The following is a 14,832-nucleotide window of genomic DNA, read 5'->3' on the forward strand; positions in this document are numbered from 1 at the left end:
GTTTTAATGTCTTTTAAGCATTGATCTTTGCAACTCAAAATTCTTAACCATGAAAATAGTCTCAAAAGCAGAAGCTGTATCTTGTATCAAATCTGGTAATCGAGTATTTATTCAAGGGGCCGCTATGACCCCAAATGCATTGGTTGATGCTATGTGCGACCGATACCAAGAACTTTCCGATGTAGAAATAGTTTCCATTCATACCGAGGGCAATGCCAAATATGCCCACGAGCCCTATCATGAAAGCTTTAAGATGAACAGTTGCTTTGTGGGGCAGAACGTTCGCAGGGTGGTTAACAGCACTCAAGGTGACTATATTCCAATCTTTCTTAGTGAAATTCATTTATTGTTTCGGCAAGGAATTTTGCCCATAGATGTGGCTATCGTTCAGGTTTCCCCGCCTGACAAACACGGGTACTGCTCCTTGGGGGTATCTGTTGATGTAGTCCTTCCGGCCATTGAAACAGCTAAAAAAGTAATCGCCCAAATAAATCCGTCCGTACCTCGAACCCATGGTGATGGTATTATACATATTAAAAATATAGACTATGCCATCGAAATTGATACTCCCATTCATATACACGGGGTGGCACTGGTTTCTCCCGTAGAAGCTAAAATTGGCAAACACGTGGCAGGCTTGATTGAAGACGGAGCCACATTGCAAATGGGTATCGGCAGTATTCCAAATGCGGTTCTTGACAATCTTGGCAATCATAAACATTTAGGCATTCACACCGAAATGTTTACTGATGGCATTCTTCCCCTAATCGAGAAAGGGGTGGTCACTGGCGAAAAGAAAAAAGTAAAAACAGGAAAAGTGGTCACCTGTTTTTCGGTAGGGTCACAAAAACTCTATGATTTTTTAGATGATAATCCCTTAGTGCATTTTAAAGAAGCTGCCTACACCAACGATACGTCCATTATACGGAGAAATCCAAAAGTAACGGCTATTAACAGCGCCATAGAAATTGACCTTACCGGACAAGTCTGTGCAGATACCATAGGTAACAGGCAATATTCGGGCGTAGGCGGACAGATGGATTTCATTCGAGGGGCTTCCCTTTCAAAAGGAGGAAAGCCTATTTTTGCCATGCCCTCGGTCACAGCAAAGGGTATTTCAAAAATCACTCCCTATCTAAAACAAGGTGCAGGCGTTACTACAACAAGAGCCCATGTTCATTACGTAGTCACAGAATATGGTGTGGCCCATCTTTTTGGGAAAAACCTCAAGGAAAGGGCCAAAGCACTTATTCAAATTGCGCATCCTGACCACAGGGAAGCACTTGAAAAAGCTACTTTTGAACGTTTTAATAATTAAGCGGTGCCCGGTGAAAAAAAGAGAAATTAAAAATCGTGAAGATGTTCATCTTTTGGTCACCCAATTTTACGGTAAAATAAGGGAACATGCCACCCTAAGCCCTATTTTTAATAAAATTATAGAAGACTGGGATGCTCATTTTGAGGTACTCACCAATTTCTGGGAATCCCAACTCTTTTTGAAAAGAAACTATCACAATAATCCAATTCAAGTTCACAATGAAGTGGATAGAAAAATGGAACATCAAATAAAGTCGGAACATTTTGGAATGTGGCTCAACCTCTGGTTCGAGACCTTGGACGAGCTATTTGAAGGCGAGGTCGCCTATATTGCGAAAAATCGGGCTCAAAAGATGAGCAGTATGCTTTTCATAGAAATGTTCAAAGCGAGACCAAAATAGCGAAACACGGTCAATTTAGCCCTGTTTTGGTTTTGCGGGTTTAGCATTTTCTTCACTTTTATTTTTGCTAAATTGCTAACCTCAACCAAGAAGCATCACATATGAAGGTCCGCGAAAAGTTTCTGCTCATTTCGTTCATCAGCATTGCCTTAATTGTTGGCATTTCATTTTTCTGGAAACCAATACTTTGGACGTTTCTTATCGTGGCACCACTGGTTATCATGGGGGTTTTCGACATAGTTCAGACCAAACACACAATCAGAAGAAACTTTCCTGTCATTGGTAGGTTTAGGTATATGCTAGAGTCCATTAGACCTGAAATCATGCAATATTTTGTGGAAACCGATACAGAGGGCCGACCTTTAAACCGAATTCTACGATCACTTATTTACAGACGTGCAAAAGGGGCCAACGATACCGAACCCTTCGGCACCCAAATGGATTTGTACCGAGCTGGTTATGAATGGATGGAGCACTCCATGTACGCCAAGAAAAATCCCCAAGAGATTGGCAAATTTCCAAGGTTGACCATTGGTGGAAAAGACTGCAAACAGCCATATTCTTCAAGTCTTTTGAATATTTCCGCCATGAGTTTCGGCTCCTTGAGCAAAAACGCCGTTTTGGCTATGAACAAAGGGGCCAAAATGGGAAACTTTGCACATAATACGGGCGAAGGGGGCATTAGCGATTATCATATAGAAGGTGGTGGTGACCTCATCTGGCAAATAGGAACCGGCTATTTTGGTTGCCGAAATGATGACGGCACCTTCAATGAAAAGACATTCAGGGAAAATGCTTTGAGACCTACCGTGAAGATGATTGAAATAAAATTATCGCAAGGGGCCAAACCCGGTCACGGTGGCATACTTCCCGCTGTAAAGAATACTCCTGAAATTGCCAAGATACGACATATACAACCGGGTATTGCCGTACATTCCCCACCATCACATTCCGCATTTTCCAACCCTATCGAGTTCATGTACTTTATCAAAAAACTGCGTGATCTCTCAGATGGCAAACCCATCGGTTTCAAACTTTGCATTGGTAGAAAGCAAGAATTTATGGACTTCTGCGAAGCTATGATTCATACGGGTATTACTCCGGATTTTATTACGGTAGATGGAGGAGAAGGAGGAACCGGCGCCGCTCCGGTAGAATTTTCAAATACCATGGGTATGCCCTCACGGGAGGGACTGGTTTTTGTTCACGACACCTTAGTTGGATTTGGATTGAGAAGGGATATCAAGGTCATTATCGCCGGAAAAATAATTTCCGGTTTTCATATGGCAAGAGCCATTGCCCTGGGCGCCGATGGATGCAATAGCGCCCGAGCCATGATGCTGGCCGTTGGGTGTATTCAAGCATTGCAATGCAATACCAACACCTGCCCAGTTGGGGTAGCAACCCAAAATAAATCCCTCATGAAAGGTTTGGTGGTCAATGATAAGGCCCCAAGAATCAAAAACTATCAAGAGGCAACTATCCACAGCTTTTTAGAGCTGGTGGCCGCTGCCGGTCTCAATCACCCATCAGAACTTAGAAGAGAACATATCAGCAAACGCATTGGGATGTACAAGGTAGCCACCTACGATGAAATTTACCCATATATGGAAGAAGGCTGCCTTTTGAATTTGGCGAACATTCCAAAAGACTATCAAAAGTTCTTTAAACTGACCAGGATCATGTCCAACTAATTTTTATGAAAAATAGCAGTGGGATTAACTTTTGACATTCCATCTGAAAAAATGTAAATTCCTCGACCGGATTACAAACCAACCTTACCAAAAAATGACCCATGAAAAAAAATGCATCTAGAAGATTATTTCTAAAAAAAGCCACCCTTGGTTCAGCCGCCCTTTCTTCTGCCCCCATGGTATTTGCTTCCTCCAAGGACGAGATGTTACCCCTTTACAGACCCTATGCAGAATTTAGTTATTCGGCGAACGACCATATCAATATTGGTGTTATTGGCGTAGGCATCCAAGGTATTTTTGATGCTAGGGATGCGCTCACCGTAAACGGAACCAAAGTAACGGCAGCTTGTGACCTGTACACAGGAAGATTAGACAGGGCAAAGGAACTATGGGGTGAAGCAATATTTACGACTCGAGATTACAGAGAACTTTTAGAAAGAAAAGATGTGGATGTTGTTATCGTAGCCACACCCGATCATTGGCACAAAAAAATTACGGTAGATGCCTTAAATAAAGGCAAACATGTGTATTGTGAAAAACCCATGGTCCAAAAATGGGAAGAAGGCCAAGCAATTATTGACGCCCAGCAAAAGACCGGAAAACTATGCCAAATAGGAAGCCAAGCCATGGCATCTTTGGGTAATGAGAAGGCAAAACAGCTATATGAAGAAGGTGCCATAGGCGATATTGTAATGCTGGATTTTTACAATGACCGTTATTCTGCAGAGGGTGCATGGCAATATCCCATTCCGCCGGATGCCAGTAAAAAAACGGTCGATTTCGATACTTTTTTAGGAAATGCCCGAAAGGTTCCTTTTGAACCCAAACGCTTTTTTAGATGGAGAAATTACCGGGATTACGGTACCGGAGTAGCGGGCGACCTATTTGTTCATGCGTTCTCAACACTTAACCATGTCATTAGCTCCCATGGCCCCAATAGAGCCTTGGCTACTGGAGGACTCCGCTATTGGAAAGATGGTAGGGATGTACCCGATGTAAGCATCACACTCTACGACTATCCTGAAACAGACACCCATGCCGCCTTTAATGCCGCCTTTCGCATTAATTTTATTGCCGGAAGTGGAGGTGGCGGCGGATTCAAACTAGTGGGTACCGAAGGCGAAATGGAAGTAGGCCAAAATTCCGTGACCCTAAAAAGGTCTAAATTAGGCTTGGTTCCCGGTGGATATTCCCTCACCGCATTTACCGAAGAAATGCAGGAAAAAATAAAACAAAGCTACGCCGATCAGAATTTGGAAAAACGTTCTTCTGCTTTGAGTACGGGTACCACCACCTGGAAAGCACCCAGTGACTATAAAGGTGCCAGACACGACCATTTCTTTAATTTATTCCAAGCTATTCGCGGTCGGGGCAAGGTAGTACAAGACCCAACTTTTGGTCTAAGGGCTGCGGGGGCTGCCTTACTTGCCAACGAAAGTTATTATTCAAAGGAGCCTGTTAATTGGGACCCAACAAAAATGAAAATTATATAATTCAAATATTCAACAAATGCTTATTACTAAAACACGTCTGAAAAATGAAAAAACTAGCACCTTGCGACAGAAATCGCGTTTTCCGGTCAATAAAAGGTATGGCCTTTACTCTAATTATGTTTTGGGCCTGCCAAATCAACGGCCAAGTTCAATTTCCCGTAGACGTAGGGGTAAAGCCGGAGAGCATAACCAAAGGGTTCAACGGCAATTACTACGTAACCTTGATGAACGGCAAAGATAAGGGTGATGGCGAGGTAGCTGAAATATCCGAAAGTGGTGTAAAGGTCTTTGCAAAAGGTTTTGATGAACCCAAGGGCATCGTATTTTTAGAGGGGCATCTTTACTTTTCTGATTTGAACAGAATTTGGAAAGTTGACTCAAACGGAAAAGCAAGCGTATTCGTTCAAAAAGAGGACTTCCCTAAAGAGGCGCTGTACCTTAATGATGTGGCGGTTGATGCCGATGGAAAAGGTATTTATGTGGCCGATATGGGCGACACAAAATACATGAGAGACGGGAATAATGACCTCTGGCCCCTTGATAGCGACGAAGCTAAAAAGATACCCCAGGTAGGAAGAATTTACCATATTGACCTCAAGGGCCGAGTGACCATAGCCCAAGATGGCTCCCCCTTAATGACCAATCCCAATGGGGTAGGTGTCGACAACAATGGCGAAATAATGGTAGGCGCCTTCTTTCAAGGAAATTTTCTAATCAAAAAAGAAGGGAAGCTTACTCCATTAAAAGGCACTTTTAGAGGCGCCGATGCGGTTGAGCAAGACAGCCAAGGCAATTACTACATAAGTAGTTGGGTGCAAGGTACCGTTTGGAAAATCGATGGAAAAACCGAAGAGACCACAGTGCTCGTTTCCGGCCTGCAATCTGCAGCAGATTTTCTTTTGGAAGAGGAAAAAGGCAGATTACTTTTACCAGATATGATGGCAGGAAAAATTTTATCCGTGTCCATTCATCCATAAATTCAAAAAAGGGACAGATGATCAAAACTGTCCCTTTTTTTCTACCCTATTTTAATCTATTGCTCATCGCCAATTTTAAACGTAATGACCGGCACTTTGGAGTGATTGGCAATATCTTCGCCTATACTTCCCATAAAGAAATGTGCCAATCCCCTTCTGCCGTGCGTGGGTATACCAATGGCATCCGCGCCATTATTTTCACTGTAGTTAATGACGCCACTCTCTACCGTATAGTCATTGTGTATGCTCACCTCATCAGTACTTTTAGCCTCGTGCAAAAATTTATTGATACGTTTGTAGGCATCCGCACTACTCAAAAAACTATCCCCAGGTGTATTCACATATACCAGGTTTAATTCGGCATTAAAAAGTTTTGCAAATTGCTTTGCCCGTGCAAAGGCGGATAGGTTTTCCAGTTCAAAATCGCAGGCAAAAACGAATCGGTCAATTTTAAAATCGGTCATCTCCTCTTTCACCACAATAACGGGAATATCAGAGGTTCTAACCACCTTTTCGGCATTGCTTCCGATGAAGATTTCCGAGAGACCATCAGCTCCATGAGACCCCATTACAACCAAGTCCGCTTCATGCTTTTTGGCAATTTCGTTCACCTCGCTAAACACCTTATAATGTTTGATAATCGGGGTGACCTTTACATCCTTTAAAAACGGTTTTTGTAAAAAGTCATCAAAGCGTTTTTCTGCCAATTTTATTAGAAATACCATCTGCTCAGGGTGGTAACCTTCAGAGGAAGTAATCATAGCTTGGTTCAACTCCAACATATGCAAGGCGAATATTTCCGCTCCGTACTTTTTGGACAGTGATACCGCCACCTTCATGGCATATTCCGATTGTTCGGAAAAATCTACGGGGACAATTATTTTTTTCATGATGTTGCTATTTTTAATTGCTAATACCTTTCGTATACCATCAAAGCTACCAAACCCTTTGTTGAAAAAATATGACAAACGTCATGTATTTTAGCACGAGCGCTCCCCTATTTGGAGGTTCTTTTACCCCTTTCCAAATTCTCCTGAACCCGAAAAGCAATTATCTTTCCAATTAGTTCTAGGGGCAAAGGTTCGTTTAAAGGGAATTGAACCGAACCCTTGCCTTGTTGATACCCTGATAATTCTTTTTTAAAAGCTTCATGCCCAGAAGGTGTTGCGTAAAAACCAATATGATTTTTATAGGCAGCAAAACAAACAAGGGGCCTCCCCTGTGTTTTATAAGCTGGCATACCGTAACTAATAGATTCTTGGGCATCCGAAGCTACTTTTAATATTGTATTTCGCATTTTGCGAAGTAAGGCCTGTACTTCAGGAGGAAATTCCTCGATATAAGCATCTACAGTTGTCACCTTTTTGATCTTCATTCAAGCGGATTTTGTTTACGATTTCCCCTCTGCATATTTCTTGAAATTTTGCAGTATGGCATTCCAACCCTGTTCTTGCATTTCGAGTGGATTCATGCTTTCTGGTTCAAAAGTTTCAGTAATTTGTGTTCCATCACCAACGTCATCAAAAGTAACCAGAACCTTCCTATCGTCCTCAAGAACGTATTCCAATTTGGCAGGAGATTCCACCAAGGTGAAGTGTCCGCCAAAATCGAAACCCATGCTTCCGTCTTTTGCTTCCATTCGGGATGAAAATTTACCTCCAGGCCTTAAATCATTTTCCGCACGAGGACAGCACCAGTCATCGGAGGCAAAATTCCAATGAACGATATGTTTGGGTTGGTTCCAGTATTCCCAAACTTTAGATCTCTTCCTGTTTACAATAGTTTCGATGGTTATTGTTTTCATAACGAGATAGGTTTATTCGAGTTTTATAACATGAGAAACGAGTCTGGAAATCTCCGTACCCTTGGCATTTGTAAATGTGTAGATATCGGCAAAAGAATACCGGCTACCGTCATTTAGCAAAAGTTGGCCTTGAACGGCTGCCTCACGGCCGTGAGTAATGATATTCATTAGAATCATCTCTTTTGAAGGGTAGGCTTTCATGGTTTCCAAAGCAGCCTTAAAATTTTCCTTTCCCTGTATTGACTTATCTCCTACCAAGACCCATTCAAAATTGTCGGAAACACTATTGATCATAAAATCGATGACCACTTCAGCAAAGGCTTTATTGAACTCCAATAAGAATCTCTTTTTTGGGGCGTTCCCACAGGTTGTTTTGCAGGCAAACTTTACCATAATAAAAATGCTTTATTACTTAACTAATATTGCCCATCCAGCAGTTTTACGGGCTTTAACTCATTACCATCCCCATCTAACAAATAAGGTTCAAAATCATCATCGTTTACCCAACCGGCCTTAGGTTTTTCACCACGCATAAATTTACCATAGAAATCTCTTCCCCTTACAAAGGGGGCCTGCTCGTATAGGTGTCCGTAACCTTGCATTCTTAAATCACCCTGTTGTAAAAGTTTAGCCTCCATTTCTTCTTTCATAGCTGATTTTATGCTCGCATAGGCTGGATCAGAAGCCAAATTGTTCATACAAAAAGGGTCTTTCGCCACATCATAAAGTTCTTCCTGCACTCTTTTTCCAAAAGAAAGTTTCCAATAACTTGCATCGCCATTTCTACGAAGTTTTAAAATTTCCGTCTTGGTAGGGCTTCCATCGGTATTTAAATAACCTGTTTCCGGATTACCTTTGGGCCAGCGGTCAATTTCATAGTTTTTTACGTAAAGCATATTGTTTTTGTGAATGCCTCTGATTGGGTAGCCCACATCATTGGGGCGGCCGGTATCATGCCTTTCCTTTCCCACCAAAACAAAGTCGCGAGACGGCTCAACTTGTCCATTTTTATTGGATGTCAGAAGGAATTTTAAGCTATTGCCTGCCGCTGGGTGCATACCGGAAGTTTTCCAATCAATTCCTGCAACGTCTAAAAAAGTAGGCGCCAAATCAATAAAACTAATATAGTCATCCACTACCCTATTTTTAGTTTTCATTTGCGCAGGCCAAACTGCGGCCATAGGCACATGATTGGCATTTTCATATTGATCGCCCTTTACCCGCGGAAAAGGCATACCATGATCGGAAGTCACTATAATCAACGTATTCTCATAGGCTCCATTCTCTTTTAAAGTTTGAACAATTTTCTGGATATGGGCATCAAAATCTTCAATTTCCAGCGCATAGTCCAACAAATCATTTCGGGTCACTTCATTGTCTGGCCAGTAGGGAGGGAAGTCTTTGATCATATCTTCTGTTTTACCGCCCAAGCGTTTTCCCGAACCATATTCATACCCTCGGTGCGGTTCCAGACTACCAACCCAAAAACTCCATGGCTGTCCTTTTGGAGCTCTTTCAAGAAAATCTGCAAAATTAGAACTGTAGTCGTTATCGGAAATACTAGGGGTCAAGGGTTCCAAGCTCTTTTCGTTGAAAGCCGGACCTAGTACTTCCCGCTGTTTTCCATCTGCGGTTAGGGTGATTGCCGGTCCATAACCCTTTGCAGTATGCCCTACGGTGTAACCATTTTCCTTTAATACCTCTTGATAGGATTTGAATTTCGAAGGGAAGTAAATGACGTGGTTCGCAGCGGCATCCAGTTGCCAAGAATTTCTACCTGTGATAATAGAAGCACGGGAAGGGGCACATTTGGCATTGGGCGTGTAAGCCCTGGTAAAAAGTACACCTTCATTAGCAATGGCATCAAAGCCCGGGGTGTTAACATAGGTACTACCGTAGGCACCCATATCTAAACCGGCGTCATCGAAAATTAATACAAGAATATTAGGCTTTTCCTTATTTTGAGCAGGGATGATGTTGGTAGAAAAGAAACAAAACAAGAAACAATAAATTATTTTCATAGTTGGTTGGGTTGATCGTAGAAAATTAAAGAATAAACCAAGGCAATGTGCAACCGATCATCAAAAAAATGTTATGTATATATCTCATCATTCAACATTTTAGGCATAAAACCCTATTTTTGCCCGAACTCAATAAATTCAGCAGAAAATGACATTACTTCTTATGGCAGCCGGTAGCGGAAGCCGATACGGTAAATTGAAACAATTTGATGACCTTGGCCCCAATGGCGAATTTCTAATGGAATTTGGAATAAGCGATGCGCTCAAAAACGGCTTTGACCATATTGTACTGATAACCAAAAAGGACAATGTCAATTTTTTGGAAGACCATCTAAGAAACCGTTTACCGGCCAACATTAAATTAGATGTTCTTGCTCAAGAGTTAACTGATTTACCTCAAGGTTGCACTTTTGAAGGGGAAAGAACAAAACCATGGGGTACCGCACATGCCGTTTGGACGGCCAGAAATGTAATTTCCGGTCCGTTTGCAGTATTGAACGCCGATGATTTCTACGGACAGCCCGCTTACGAAAACGCCGCTAATTTTATGCGCGCCCATAAAGATGACAATACCTATGCCTTGGTAGGCTACACCCTAAAAAACACCCTATCTGAGCACGGTTCGGTTTCTAGAGGTGTTTGTAAGGTAGACGGGGATAATTTGCTTTCAGTGGATGAGCGCTTAAAACTAGAGGCCAAGGATGGTAAAGTAATTGATGAAGATTCAGGAAACGAGTATACCGGGGAAGAGCATGTAAGCATGAACTTTTGGGTATGTAAACCTTCCATCTTCGATAAAATAGAAAGTGATTTTAGAGCTTTTCTTGACAGTGCGGACCTTGGCGCTAAAAGTGAGCTTTACATTCCAAAAATAATTCAAGACATGCTTCAGGCAGGAGAAATTTCTGTAAAGGTAGTTCCATCTGGAGGTGATTGGTTTGGCGTTACCTATGCCAGTGACCGAGAGACTGCGGTAAACTATCTAAATGAAAAGACCGCTGCCGGCAAATATAGTTCGCCACTTTGGCCTAACGAATGAATAACCATACCAACCACCAACTAAACCAATTATTGACCCATTTTTCCGTTGCGAAAAAAACGTATAGTTTTAGTCCGCTTACCGACGGATTTATCAATGATACTTTTTTGGTCCTTGACGGAAACGATCCGCTGTACATTTTACAGCGGATCAACCATAAAGTATTTACCAATATAAATGGGTTAATGAACAATATTCATGATGCCTTTGAACATCTGAATGACACGGACTATCAAAAAATAACATTGGTTCCTTCTTTGGAAGGCCAGAGCTATTACACGAACAAAGGGGCCGAACCGTCTTACTGGCGAGTGATGACCTACATCAAAGATAGTACCGCCCACAACACCACCAAGAATACTGATGTCGCTTTTGAAGCAGGTAAAATAATTGCCAAGTTCAACATATTGTTGGAAAAGGCAGAAGCGAACAACTATGTGGATACTATTCCACAATTTCATGATTTACAGCTACGCGAAAACCAATTTAATGTGGCTTTGGCCCAAGCCTCCAAAGAAAAGCTAAAAATTGCCGAAGAGGCCATTACTTTTTCAAATGAAGTATTGAACCTATTGCATGAGGTAAATTTAAACCATCTACCCATTAGGGTGTGTCACAACGATACCAAGTTAAACAACATTCTTTTCTCAAAAAGCACCAACAAAGCTCTATGCCTTATTGATTTGGACACTTTGATGAGGGGCAAATTCTTGTTTGATTTTGGAGATGCTGTACGCACAATCGTAAACACTGCCCCGGAAGACGAACAAAATCACGAAAAAATCACTTTTGAAAAAGAGTTGTTCGAGGCTTTTATTTCGGGTTTGGCGGCTAACGGTCCTTTTTTGTCCAAAGAAGAAATTGAAACGCTACATTGGGGTGCTATTTTAATGCCATTTCTTCATGGAATAAGGGCGCTTACAGATTACCTAAATGGCAATATTTACTACAAAGTCGCTTACGAGAACCAAAATTATGATCGTAGCCTAAGTCTCTTCAATTTTACAAAAAAAGCCCTTGCCCAAACTTCCTTTATGCAGAAAATAATAGCAAAAAATTTAGCTTCCAAAAGCTAAATGTGTAGGTTACTTGGTACTTTCGGCTATATCAAACCATTAATTAGCTCAATAGGGTTTTTCTGTCTTAAAGCTTCCTTAATTACTATTTCAAAAGGTTTATACATCTCTATGTTTGCAGGTACAACACCTAAATTAATAGATGATGAAAACAATATCAAATTACATAGGCATCGTTCTTTTGATTACCACCGTTACCATTTCTTGCAGCAAGGATAATGACCCTACCGACGACAATCTTTTTGTAGGGACTTATGATGGCACCATAAGTTATTCCGAACTGGAAAGCGAAACCAATATTACCACAGAAGATGGCCGGGTAACGGTCGTTAAAGTTGGTGATAATTATCGTTTTGACTTCTCCAACGGTATCCCCAGCATCAATGGCATTACCATGGAAAAAAATCAAAATATCTTGATTAATAGTTCCGGTAGCATCAAAATTGACGAAGGAGAACTACTAATAACTTATACTGAAGAAGGAGAAACTTGGGGCGCTGATTGCACCCGATAATTCTTTTCTTAAACCAGTGTTCAATTAAAAAGAAAAACATGACACAACATATCATATTTGACCGTTTAGAATCCATATATTCTGAATTAATTTCGGCCGAAAGCATTTACGCAACCTTGATTCAAGCAGATAGATTTCCACATAAAAGACCGTATTTTAAACACCGTTATTTTCAATATGGAACATTTGCAAAAAATCTACATGAGGAGGTAGTTGCTGTAACAGGTCATAAACCCCTGCGCAACGCCGTAAACGAGGATACTTCAATTTATAAAAGTATTGAAAGCTCCATTCTGGAAGAATCCCTTACAGTACAAGAAGTGGACGCCCTGGTAGTAAAAACTGAAAAGAAATTAATTTCCAGATACCAACAAGTACTAAAGTATTCTGAGTTATCCAACACTACTCAAGCTATATTGGAATCGCAGGTGGAAGAACTTAACAACGAATGGCAAAAACTACGTTCTAATTTGCAAATTGAATTGCATAAAGATTAGAACAAGATACGTCATAGAAGGTACTTGTCATGTTAAAATGCTTTAGGAACTCCTTAACGTGAGTTTGGCAATGTTCGTTGGAATATTGAGTAATTTTGTTCTCTTATTCCAACGGATATGGCTACTAAAAAAATACCTTTTTCTATTCTTGAACTGGCGACTATTGGCGCGGGTTTTACTACTACCGAAGTTTTTCAGAACAGTTTAAAACTGGCCCAAAAGGCCGAAGAATTCGGATACAAACGATTTTGGTTGGCCGAACATCACAATATGGTAAGTATTGCCAGTACGGCCACGTCCGTTTTGATGGGGCATATTGCCGGTGGTACTAAGAAAATAAGGGTAGGATCAGGCGGTATTATGCTACCCAATCACTCTTCTATGCTCATTGCTGAGCAATTTGCCACCCTGAGCGCTTTATACCCAAATAGAATTGACATGGGCCTGGGTAGGGCTCCCGGCACTGACCAAACTACGGCTCAAGCCATTAGGCCCGATAGAATGCAGGCGGTATATCGTTTTCCGGAAGAGTTAAAGAATATTCAGCAATATTTTTCAACAGAAAACAAGCACGCCAAAGTACGGGTGCCCATTGCCGAGGGAGTTCATATGCCCATTTATATCCTAGGTTCCAGTACGGACAGTGCGCATTTAGCCGCAAAAGAAGGTTTGCCATATGTGTTTGCCAGCCACTTTGCCCCTACCCATCTTTTTGAGGCATTTCATATATACCATAACAACTTTAAGCCGTCTAAGTATTTGGACAAGCCATTTACCATGGCCTGCGTAAATGTTTTGGCTGCTGATACGGATGAGGAAGCCGAGCGAATGTCTACCTCTAGCATTCGAATGATTCTTGGGGTGCTTTCGGGTAAAATTGATTATTTACAGCCTCCAATGGAGATGACGCTGCAACTGCAACAAATTTCAATGAATCCTGCCGTACAGAGAATGATGAAGTATTCCTTTATTGGCAGTAAGGATACGGTGAAGGTTCAGATTGCTAAATTCTTGGAAGAAACAGGCGTGGATGAAATTATGGTGGCCTCCCACATTTACGACCCAGAAGCGAGAATACATTCGTATCGCCTATTTTCTGAGATTATGGAGGAATTGGAAAATGAAAAGTGGGAAGTCTTGAACTAACAAGAGCTTAAATGTAAATTATTTAGCAAACAAGCAAAATACCCCTATTTTAATTTTAAGTGTTACATTTAGAGTGATTTAGAAATGTCCATTCCATTTCCAATCTCTATCTCTAAAGAAATGAGAGACCTCAACTACCTCTTCTTATTTTTAGCACTTATCGCCGAAATTTTGGGAACCATTGGAGGTTTTGGTTCCTCTGTCTTTTTTGTGCCTGTTGCGAATTTGTATTTTGATTTTGAATCCGTATTAGGTTTAACCGCTATTTACCATTTATCGAGCAACATCAGCAAGATTGTACTCTTTAAAAAGGGACTTAACAAAAAACTTTTGTTACATATAGGAATACCCTCCGTGATATTTGTAATCGTTGGAGGACTGCTTACAAAGCTTTTTAAAAGCACCTACTTGGAACTTTTTCTTGCGGTTTTTCTAATTGTATTGGCCTTGGTCTTTCTTATAAAAAAGGAATTGATTATCCTACCAAATAAAAAGAATGCCATTATTGGTGGTAGTCTTAGCGGGTTTTCGGCAGGTCTTCTCGGAACAGGTGGCGCCATTAGAGGCTTAACAATGGCCGCGTTCAATCTTGAGAAGAATATGTTTATTGCCACATCTGCATTCATAGATTTTCTCATAGATTTTTCACGAACCTTTGTGTACTACTTCAATGGTTTTATTCACAAGGATGATTTGATTTACGTCCCATTTTTACTGGTTATTGGCTTTGTTGGAACGGTTATAGGAAAGAAAATTCTAGAGTTTATTCCTCAAGATAAGTTTAAAAGAATATCACTTGGCCTTATTCTGGTTATTGGAATGGTAACGCTTACCAATGTTTTGTTGAGCTAAT

Annotated in this window: 16 protein-coding genes; 11 read left to right on the top strand and 5 right to left on the bottom strand. The window is 41.1% G+C overall.

From position 1 onward, the window contains the following. Window positions 1–49: 49 nt before the first annotated feature. From IL355_RS00390 to IL355_RS00410, 5 genes are all read left to right on the top strand, one after another. Window positions 50–1,318 carry an acetyl-CoA hydrolase/transferase family protein gene (locus IL355_RS00390; protein WP_192460244.1) on the top strand — a complete coding sequence of 423 codons (1,269 nt, stop codon included), beginning with the start codon at window positions 50–52 and terminating at the stop codon, window positions 1,316–1,318. 10 nt (window positions 1,319–1,328) lie between these two features. After that, window positions 1,329–1,718, top strand: coding sequence for a group III truncated hemoglobin (locus IL355_RS00395; protein ID WP_192460245.1), 390 nt, complete (start codon window positions 1,329–1,331; stop codon window positions 1,716–1,718). Between the two features lie 101 nt (window positions 1,719–1,819). Next, on the top strand, window positions 1,820–3,412 hold the full coding sequence (locus tag IL355_RS00400; protein WP_192460246.1) for an FMN-binding glutamate synthase family protein: 1,593 nt from the start codon (window positions 1,820–1,822) through the stop codon (window positions 3,410–3,412). Window positions 3,413–3,513: 101 nt separating this feature from the next. Then, window positions 3,514–4,905 (top strand): Gfo/Idh/MocA family protein, encoded by a 1,392-nt coding sequence (locus tag IL355_RS00405; RefSeq protein WP_192460247.1) that lies wholly within the window; start codon window positions 3,514–3,516, stop codon window positions 4,903–4,905. Window positions 4,906–4,949: 44 nt separating this feature from the next. Further along, the gene (locus IL355_RS00410) at window positions 4,950–5,882 is read left to right on the top strand and encodes an SMP-30/gluconolactonase/LRE family protein (protein ID WP_192460248.1); all 933 of its coding nucleotides are present in this window, start codon (window positions 4,950–4,952) and stop codon (window positions 5,880–5,882) included. Window positions 5,883–5,938: 56 nt separating this feature from the next. Here the strand turns inward: IL355_RS00410 and IL355_RS00415 are convergent, their stop codons facing one another. The 5 genes from IL355_RS00415 to IL355_RS00435 form a co-directional block, all read right to left on the bottom strand. After that, window positions 5,939–6,772, bottom strand: coding sequence for a universal stress protein (locus IL355_RS00415; RefSeq protein ID WP_192460249.1), 834 nt, complete (start codon window positions 6,770–6,772; stop codon window positions 5,939–5,941). Between the two features lie 107 nt (window positions 6,773–6,879). Continuing rightward, window positions 6,880–7,257: an iron chaperone gene (locus IL355_RS00420; protein WP_192460250.1), complete on the bottom strand. Its 378-nt coding sequence runs from the start codon at window positions 7,255–7,257 to the stop codon at window positions 6,880–6,882. A gap of 15 nt (window positions 7,258–7,272) precedes the next feature. Further along, the gene (locus tag IL355_RS00425; RefSeq protein WP_192460251.1) at window positions 7,273–7,686 is read right to left on the bottom strand and encodes an SRPBCC family protein; all 414 of its coding nucleotides are present in this window, start codon (window positions 7,684–7,686) and stop codon (window positions 7,273–7,275) included. A gap of 12 nt (window positions 7,687–7,698) precedes the next feature. Continuing rightward, window positions 7,699–8,079, bottom strand: coding sequence for a nuclear transport factor 2 family protein (locus IL355_RS00430; RefSeq protein WP_192460252.1), 381 nt, complete (start codon window positions 8,077–8,079; stop codon window positions 7,699–7,701). Between the two features lie 23 nt (window positions 8,080–8,102). Beyond that, window positions 8,103–9,707 (bottom strand): sulfatase family protein, encoded by a 1,605-nt coding sequence (locus IL355_RS00435; RefSeq protein ID WP_192460253.1) that lies wholly within the window; start codon window positions 9,705–9,707, stop codon window positions 8,103–8,105. 148 nt (window positions 9,708–9,855) lie between these two features. Between IL355_RS00435 and IL355_RS00440 the strand changes: the two genes are divergently transcribed. The 6 genes from IL355_RS00440 (at window position 9,856) to IL355_RS00465 (ending at window position 14,831) form a co-directional block, all read left to right on the top strand. After that, window positions 9,856–10,746, top strand: coding sequence for a nucleotidyltransferase family protein (locus IL355_RS00440; RefSeq protein ID WP_192460254.1), 891 nt, complete (start codon window positions 9,856–9,858; stop codon window positions 10,744–10,746). Further along, window positions 10,743–11,822, top strand: coding sequence for a phosphotransferase enzyme family protein (locus IL355_RS00445; protein ID WP_192460255.1), 1,080 nt, complete (start codon window positions 10,743–10,745; stop codon window positions 11,820–11,822). Before IL355_RS00440 ends, IL355_RS00445 begins: the two co-directional genes overlap by 4 nt. Before the next feature lie 142 nt (window positions 11,823–11,964). After that, window positions 11,965–12,336, top strand: a complete 372-nt coding sequence (locus IL355_RS00450; protein WP_225621067.1) for a hypothetical protein — start codon at window positions 11,965–11,967, stop codon at window positions 12,334–12,336. A 38-nt stretch (window positions 12,337–12,374) separates the two neighbouring features. After that, complete coding sequence (locus IL355_RS00455) at window positions 12,375–12,833, top strand: hypothetical protein (RefSeq protein ID WP_192460256.1); 459 nt, start codon at window positions 12,375–12,377, stop codon at window positions 12,831–12,833. A gap of 117 nt (window positions 12,834–12,950) precedes the next feature. Further along, entirely contained in the window at window positions 12,951–13,979 is a 1,029-nt protein-coding gene (locus IL355_RS00460) for an LLM class flavin-dependent oxidoreductase (RefSeq protein ID WP_192460257.1), read from the top strand. Between the two features lie 120 nt (window positions 13,980–14,099). Beyond that, entirely contained in the window at window positions 14,100–14,831 is a 732-nt protein-coding gene (locus IL355_RS00465; RefSeq protein ID WP_192461302.1) for a sulfite exporter TauE/SafE family protein, read from the top strand. Window position 14,832 lies beyond the last annotated feature (1 nt).

Origin of the sequence: Euzebyella saccharophila (assembly GCF_014855495.1) — a bacterium.
Classification (GTDB): domain Bacteria; phylum Bacteroidota; class Bacteroidia; order Flavobacteriales; family Flavobacteriaceae; genus Euzebyella; species Euzebyella saccharophila.